Source organism: Bathymodiolus platifrons methanotrophic gill symbiont (assembly GCF_002189065.1).
Classification (GTDB): domain Bacteria; phylum Pseudomonadota; class Gammaproteobacteria; order Methylococcales; family Methylomonadaceae; genus Methyloprofundus.
In genome coordinates, this window is record NZ_BDMN01000323.1 from 1 (window position 1) to 6582 (window position 6582).

The 6582-nt window shown below is 41.3% G+C and carries 9 protein-coding genes, 1 tRNA gene and 3 pseudogenes; 7 read left to right on the top strand and 6 right to left on the bottom strand.

Features of this window, described 5'->3' with window-relative positions:
* A pseudogene (locus tag CDZ78_RS16480) lies at positions 1-212 on the bottom strand (ISL3 family transposase); the annotation flags it as partial.
* Positions 213-351: 139 nt separating this feature from the next.
* On the opposite strand from CDZ78_RS16480, the gene CDZ78_RS24115 reads away from it, so the two are divergent.
* A complete protein-coding gene (locus CDZ78_RS24115) occupies positions 352-918 on the top strand; it encodes a CopD family protein (RefSeq protein ID WP_307190511.1) in 567 nt (188 codons plus the stop codon).
* Positions 872-1315 (top strand): hypothetical protein, encoded by a 444-nt coding sequence (locus CDZ78_RS24120; protein WP_307190512.1) that lies wholly within the window; start codon positions 872-874, stop codon positions 1313-1315. Before CDZ78_RS24115 ends, CDZ78_RS24120 begins: the two co-directional genes overlap by 47 nt.
* 525 nt (positions 1316-1840) lie before the next feature.
* Here CDZ78_RS24120 and CDZ78_RS16490 read toward each other — a convergent pair.
* From CDZ78_RS16490 to CDZ78_RS24375, 4 genes are all read right to left on the bottom strand, one after another.
* Positions 1841-2038, bottom strand: a complete 198-nt coding sequence (locus CDZ78_RS16490; RefSeq protein ID WP_087870971.1) for a hypothetical protein — start codon at positions 2036-2038, stop codon at positions 1841-1843.
* A 131-nt stretch (positions 2039-2169) separates the two neighbouring features.
* A tRNA-Arg gene (locus tag CDZ78_RS16495) sits at positions 2170-2245 on the bottom strand.
* A 104-nt stretch (positions 2246-2349) separates the two neighbouring features.
* Positions 2350-4017 (bottom strand): energy-dependent translational throttle protein EttA, encoded by a 1668-nt coding sequence (gene ettA, locus CDZ78_RS16500; protein WP_087870972.1) that lies wholly within the window; start codon positions 4015-4017, stop codon positions 2350-2352.
* Between the two features lie 45 nt (positions 4018-4062).
* A complete protein-coding gene (locus tag CDZ78_RS24375; protein WP_087870973.1) occupies positions 4063-4362 on the bottom strand; it encodes a cytochrome P460 family protein in 300 nt (99 codons plus the stop codon).
* On the opposite strand from CDZ78_RS24375, the pseudogene CDZ78_RS23285 reads away from it, so the two are divergent.
* Both CDZ78_RS23285 and CDZ78_RS16515 read left to right on the top strand, forming a co-directional pair.
* Positions 4354-4485 (top strand): annotated as a pseudogene (locus CDZ78_RS23285) (toxin HicA); the annotation flags it as partial. The gene CDZ78_RS24375 and the pseudogene CDZ78_RS23285 sit on opposite strands and share 9 nt — an antisense overlap.
* Positions 4475-4803, top strand: a pseudogene (locus CDZ78_RS16515) (type II toxin-antitoxin system HicB family antitoxin). The pseudogenes CDZ78_RS23285 and CDZ78_RS16515, both read left to right, overlap by 11 nt.
* Before the next feature lie 84 nt (positions 4804-4887).
* Here the strand turns inward: CDZ78_RS16515 and CDZ78_RS16520 are convergent.
* Positions 4888-5280 carry a hypothetical protein gene (locus tag CDZ78_RS16520; protein WP_087870974.1) on the bottom strand — a complete coding sequence of 131 codons (393 nt, stop codon included), beginning with the start codon at positions 5278-5280 and terminating at the stop codon, positions 4888-4890.
* 331 nt (positions 5281-5611) lie between these two features.
* Between CDZ78_RS16520 and CDZ78_RS16525 the strand changes: the two genes are divergently transcribed.
* From CDZ78_RS16525 to tnpB, 3 genes are read left to right on the top strand one after another with little or no spacing between them, the layout of a single operon-like run.
* Positions 5612-5860, top strand: coding sequence for a hypothetical protein (locus tag CDZ78_RS16525; RefSeq protein WP_140414139.1), 249 nt, complete (start codon positions 5612-5614; stop codon positions 5858-5860).
* The gene (tnpA, locus tag CDZ78_RS16530; protein WP_087870976.1) at positions 5841-6182 is read left to right on the top strand and encodes an IS66 family insertion sequence element accessory protein TnpA; all 342 of its coding nucleotides are present in this window, start codon (positions 5841-5843) and stop codon (positions 6180-6182) included. The genes CDZ78_RS16525 and tnpA overlap by 20 nt, the downstream gene beginning before the upstream one ends.
* The gene (gene tnpB, locus CDZ78_RS16535; RefSeq protein WP_087870977.1) at positions 6179-6535 is read left to right on the top strand and encodes an IS66 family insertion sequence element accessory protein TnpB; all 357 of its coding nucleotides are present in this window, start codon (positions 6179-6181) and stop codon (positions 6533-6535) included. Before tnpA ends, tnpB begins: the two co-directional genes overlap by 4 nt.
* The last annotated feature ends 47 nt before the right edge of the window (positions 6536-6582 follow it).

A 6582-nucleotide genomic window follows, 5' to 3' on the forward strand; every position in this document is an offset into this window, starting at 1 on the left:
AAGAAGCTCAAGTGTTGCCATTGCCGATCGACTGTATCATGCACTAGGCAGAGAACCCCCGATTCATCAGCAAAACGGGCGCCTGGTTCAAAACCTATCTGCAAATGAAGTTCATTCTGTTCTAAAATATTGTCGTTTGAAAAGATAATTTCTTCCACTTTCCAAGGCGATTGTAAGCCTAAAGCCATACTAAATAAAGATTCATTATTCATGGTATTATTATCGCACTACCCACTAGGATTCACATAGAGCCTTAATACTTAACTGGGGGGATTTATGTAAAGGTAGAGGTCAGGTGCTCTGAAGGTAGGTATGGTTGCGGTAGCAGGAATATTAGCGTCAGGCATACCTATGGCGCTAGGTTATATTACTAGCTGGAACGGTTTTATTGGTACCGGTTATGGCAATATCCTATTAGTTAAAATTTTGCTACTGGCAATTGCCTTGGGCTTTGCCTGGCTTAATCGAAGTGCCGTATCGCAATATTATGCTGTTAATAAACAAACGGTATTCAACCGGGTACCTTATTATATTGAGGCGGAGACCTTTGTTTTAATTACCTTATTGTTTACTGCTGCCAGTCTTGCTTCTCAGCCACCGGCTATAGATATTCCTGAGTTAACCGCGACTTGGGGAGAGGTATTACATTCATTTTCACCACGTATTCCACGCACTACTTCGCCTAGCCAGGCGGCATTACTCGCGGGGGAAGCAGGGCGGTTAGCAATAATTGGCCAGACTCCTTCGGGAGCTGCAACAGCCTGGTCAGATTATAATCATAATATTGCCGGTATTTTTGTGACAGCCATGAGCTTGTTAGCCATGCTGTCTTATAGGACATCTGCGTTATTGCCCCGTAGGTTTTATTGGCTTGGGTATTTTTATCTTATTGCGTGCCGATGCAGAAACCTGGCCTAATGGCACCATGGGATTTTGGGAAAGTATGTTGAAAAATGGCGAAATATTTCAGCATCGTATTGCCACACTGTTAGTTTTTTTATTGGGAACAATGGAATTGCGGGCCAGAATGACGAATGACCCAGAGGGTAAGTTACCTTATATCTTTCCACTCTTATGTGCTTTTGGCGGCTTAATGTTATTAACTCATCCTCATGTTGGATTTCAGGCAAAAAGTTCTTTTCTTATCCAGATTGGGCACACGTTTATGGGGTTATTTGCCTTGTGTATGGCGATAGGGCGCTGGCTGGAATTAAAGCTGGACTCACCAGGAAAGCATATTGCTGGTTTTATTTCTGTATTCGCTTTTTTTCAGATAGGTATGATACTGATCTTTTATCAAGAACCACTGAGTTAGTGGTGCAAAGTTTCGATTGAGGTGAAGCGATTAACTCTTATAGTACCTGTGTATATTTATTTTATACATTTTGTTCTGCGATAAAAAGGAGTGCAATAGCTTTAGAGACTGTGAAAGTATATGCTTTTAGCCTCCCCCCTTGAGAAGGGGGGATTGAGGGGGGATCGTATAAAAACATATGTTATTGATGTTGCGTGATTAGAAATAGGAGTCTCTGCTCATCCTGTATTACGCAAGCTCCATACAGGCTACATTGGAACGTAGACCTTTGGGTATTATTAAATCCGCATTCTTAACAGTTTCCATCTTGGTGAAGCAGTTAAATCTTACATTGTAATTTAAAGCACTGAGCTATTGGAAGCGGGCGAATAAAGTAAGCGGCAAACTGATGTGAAAAGATAGTAGAAATTGCAGAGGAGAAGTTTGCAACATTAATGGCTAAGATTAAGACCACAGAGTTGGTTTAATGCTGTTTTTAGGGGCTAGTTACATAAAAATATTTCAGTTGCCAAGGGTTATTGTTAATTAACCGTCCCTTTCATTAAGTGTGGTCTTTTCAGCAATAAGTATTACGATTGTTCCCGCAATCATCATGACTGTCGGGATTATATGGACCTCTGTTTGTACGCTATATACCATACCGATAATAAGAAGAATCATTCCCATTATTGATATAACACCTCTGATGCCTTTAGAGTTTTCGTCTGTACTGTTTGAATTCATTGCTCTCTCCGATTTGTATGTTAGGCGCAATGAGTGCGGTTTTTTTAAAATAATTATCCAGGAAAATCATTCTAGTTGGCGTCTCATTTGACCACGCGGCTGGTTATTTTGTTGCGACAGCATATAGTATATGGCGTCCCCGCACGGACTCGAACCGCGAGCTATCCCTTAGGAGGGGACTGCATTATCCAGTTATGCAACGGGGACAAGCTGAGTATTATAACAACAATTTCTTTGTCTTCTGTGGAAAAAATCACATTAAAAGTGGCAAGAAAGTAGGGCGGACTTAAGTCCGCCCTACAGGCCTATCTTTAATGACTTATCTTTTTATATTTGATGCGATGTGGGGTATCAGCATCTGTGCCAAGGCGTTTGTGACGATCCGCTTCATAATCAGCATAGTTACCTTCAAACCAGACGACATTACTATCCCCTTCAAAAGCCAGCATATGGGTCGCTATTCTATCCAGGAACCAGCGGTCATGCGAAATAACTACGGCACAACCAGGAAAGGCTAACAGCGCTTCTTCCAGAGCACGCAGGGTTTCAACATCTAAATCATTAGTAGGCTCATCAAGCAATAGTACATTACCACCGCTACGCAATAGTTTTGCTAAATGGACACGGTTACGCTCACCACCTGATAAATCTCCGATGCGTTTTTGTTGATCGCCACCTTTGAAATTAAAGCGACCGCAATATGAGCGGGAAGGTGTTTCGTAGGTACCGACAGTAATGATATCCAGACCATCAGATATTTCTTCCCATACTGTTTTATTGTCATCCAGATCATCACGAGATTGATCGACATGTGAGAGTCGCACGCTTGAACCCAGCTTAATTTCACCAGAATCTGCTTTTTCCATATCAGACATCATGCGGAATAGAGTGGTTTTACCAGCACCGTTAGGTCCAATAATGCCGACAATACCACCGGGTGGTAATTTGAAACTTAAGTCATCAATTAATAAGCGGTCATCAAAGCCTTTGTTAATATGTTCTGCTTCAATAACAACATCACCTAAACGAGGACCTGGTGGAATATAGATTTCCTGAGTTTCGTTACGTTTTTGTGCTTCTTGTGATGACAATTCATCAAAACGCGCTAAACGTGCTTTACTTTTTGCATGACGACCTTTGGCATTAGAACGGACCCATTCTAGTTCGGCCTTCATGGCTTTTTGCCGAGATGTTTCCTGTTTGTCTTCTGTTGCTAAACGATTTTGTTTTTGCTCTAGCCAAGATGAATAATTACCTTCCCATGGTATACCCTGGCCACGATCAAGCTCAAGTATCCAGCCAGCAACATTATCCAGAAAATATCTGTCATGGGTTACAGCGACAACGGTTCCCGGATAATCATGTAAGAATCGTTCTAACCATGCAACTGATTCAGCATCAAGGTGATTAGTTGGCTCATCTAATAACAGCATGTCAGGCTTAGAGAGCAATAAACGGCATAGGGCAACACGACGTTTTTCACCACCGGAGAGTTTTGTAACATCTGCATCCCAGGGAGGAAGGCGCAATGCATCAGCAGCAATTTCTAATTCGCGATCTAATTCCCATGCATCAGCAGCTTCAATTTTTTCCTGTAATTCAGCTTGTTCAGCTAATAAAGCATCAAAATCAGCATCTGGTTCTGCAAATGCATCATTTACGGCATTATAACGATTTACAATTTGCTGCATTTCACCGAGCCCTTCTTCGACATTACCACGCACATCTTTATCTGGGTCGAGTTGGGGTTCTTGCGCAAGGTAGCCGATGTTAATTCCTTTCATAGGAATGGCTTCGCCTTCAATTTCTTTATCAATCCCCGCCATAATACGCAATAAGGTTGATTTACCCGAGCCATTTAGGCCCAGAACGCCAATTTTTGCACCCGGGAAAAAAGATAAAGAAATATCTTTTAAGATATGTTTTTTAGGCGGGACAATTTTGCCCACCCGATTCATAGAAAAAATATATTGAGCCATTGCTGTTTTTCGTTATGTGATTTGGTTAGCGATATTATAAATTGTTTAAGGCATTTTTGCAGGGACTGTAAAAACATAATTGTTGTTGCTAGCCGCTTTGTGGCATTCAAAGCAAGCAGTGGCAGCATTTATGTCTTGGCTATGTGGATTTAAGTCTAAGCCTTTCCAGCGAGCAAAACCCCAGCCACCTGTCGTTGCGTATTTTGTAGTGTCCCTGACCATAATTTCGGCATGTACAAAATCGCCTAGAACGGTTGCAGCTTTCCAGGTTTCCAGAGTTGTATTTTTCCAGACGAGTTTCGCCAGAATAGCGCCATCAGGCCATTGTGTTTTCGCCGTGTTTATAAAGCACCGTGGTTAGGGGATCCGAGAGTTAATATTCAAAATAGTAAAGGAAAAGCTAAGCCTTATCAAGTAAAGCAAGTTTTACTTGCCATAGAACAAATTGAGGTAAAAAATGGCTCTTGAATTTGAAAAATATACATACCGGGTAACCTGGTCGGAGGAAGATGGGGAGTTTCTGGGTTTATGCTCTGAGTTTCCTAGTCTTAGCTGGCTTGCAGAAACTTCTGAAAAACTTTAAAAGGTATTCATTCTGTTGTAAAAGAATGTACTGAGGGAATGCTTGAAAATGGAGAAGAGATTCCCGTTCCAATATCTTCACGGAACTATAGCGGCAAATTTATGGTTCGCATTCCTCCTGAAGTACATAGGCATTTAGCATTAGAGGCTATTGAGGCAGGTGTTAGTCTAAATCGTATAGCAAGTGCAAAACTTGCTCATTAAAGGCGTGATTGGGGACAGAACAAAATACGATAAATTTAACTTTACTCTGACCCCCGTTATATTATTTGTCTTTGACAAGTGGAATTATAAATTTCCAACTACCGACCTTGGCTTCTTCGCTTCTTCTAAAGTTTTGATTTTTGCCCAGGTAATACCTCCTCCTTCTATTTCCTGCAAACACAGGCAATGAGATGAGTTCAGATTGTCATTAGCCCATTTTAGAAAAGGTTCATAGCAGTGTTGTATCCATAATTCCTTTCTTGATGAATAGTAAATGGGCTTTTCTTCAGCATAGCCATTTTCATATGCATCCACACATAGGCTACAGCAATATTCTCCCTGCCTTGTTCGGTAAGGGGATACATCAAGTTCAGCCACAATATCCCAAAATATGCCTTGAAACATCACTGATATTCCAAAATCTCCCCATTGGCTAATATTTCCCGAAATTTCAGGAATGATACCCAGAAAATTCAACTCAAAATAGTTTTTACGACTTTAACAATATAGGGCTTATGCTGGAAACGATGACGATTATTTAGCATCCAGTTATTATAGGTTTTGCGTGTAAAATTCTTTGGCATATCAATCCTTAAATTGCAGAATACTCATTTCTTGACTTCAGAATCAGCTATTACATTCGCTGAAAATCATGGAAACGGAGCTTAGCGAAGTGGTGATTTTTAGTCCCTGATAGGCGACAGGGCAATTCGCTGATTCGACGTGTGCTAGCAGCACGCGAGAGGAGCAAGAATTGCATTCCGAATAGCCGTCCAGCCAGTGAGGTAGTAATGACGAAGCGGCTTTTGTGCGTAGTCGTTGCGGACGCAGGGCGTTCAGGGCATCTCCCATCCGCTGCGTAGGTGAACGAATTATGGCGACAGGAGTCCCGGAATTTCGTGAGGTAGCATGGCGCGCCTGTCCTGAAACGAACACAATTATAGCCCTGAATAAATGTAAGCGTCAATTAAACCACACATTCAAAACCAACCTAAAAAATGGCAGACTATTGCTTCCAATTAACTCAGGAGGCATTAATGAGCCCATCTCAAAATAAATCGGCTATGCAAGACCCTATACCGCAATGGCAAGCCAGTAGCTTAACTCAGGTCGAGTATTGCAAAGCCCATGATATCAAGCCGCATATTTTCAGTTATTACAAAAAGCAATTCAGCTCAGCGACCTCATCAGTGAAACAATCCAGCCAATTAGTTCCAGTAAAACTTGTTACTGAAGACACGCTCATCGGCTCAAGGTTATCTGCTGGTTTGTCAGTGATCAAAAGAACTCATAGCAATGGTTTCAGCCTGGAAATCCTTGCCGATACGGAGCTTTCATCTTTAAAGCCATTATTAGAATTACTTAGGTCGGTATCATGATAAACGGACTGTCTGTTAATTACGTATACCTGGCGACAGGCGTGACTGATATGCGTAAATCGATTAATGGCTTGTCACTGATTGTTTCGGAACAGTTTGGACATGATCCCTTTAATGGAAGTGTTTTTGTCTTTTGTAATCGCTCCCGTGATAAATTGAAAATACTCTATTGGGAGTGTAATGGTTTCTGGCTTTATTATCGCCGCCTGGATAAGGGGAAATTCAAATGGCCAGCTGAATTGAATGAACAGACTGTATCACTATCCTTGCGTGAATTACACTGGTTACTGGATGGTTTATCATACCTGCAAACAGAGGCACATACCGTTGTTTCTGGCTTAAAAAACAATTGATTTATTGTCGTTATTTTGCATTAAAATACCTAATAAAACAGCTAGTT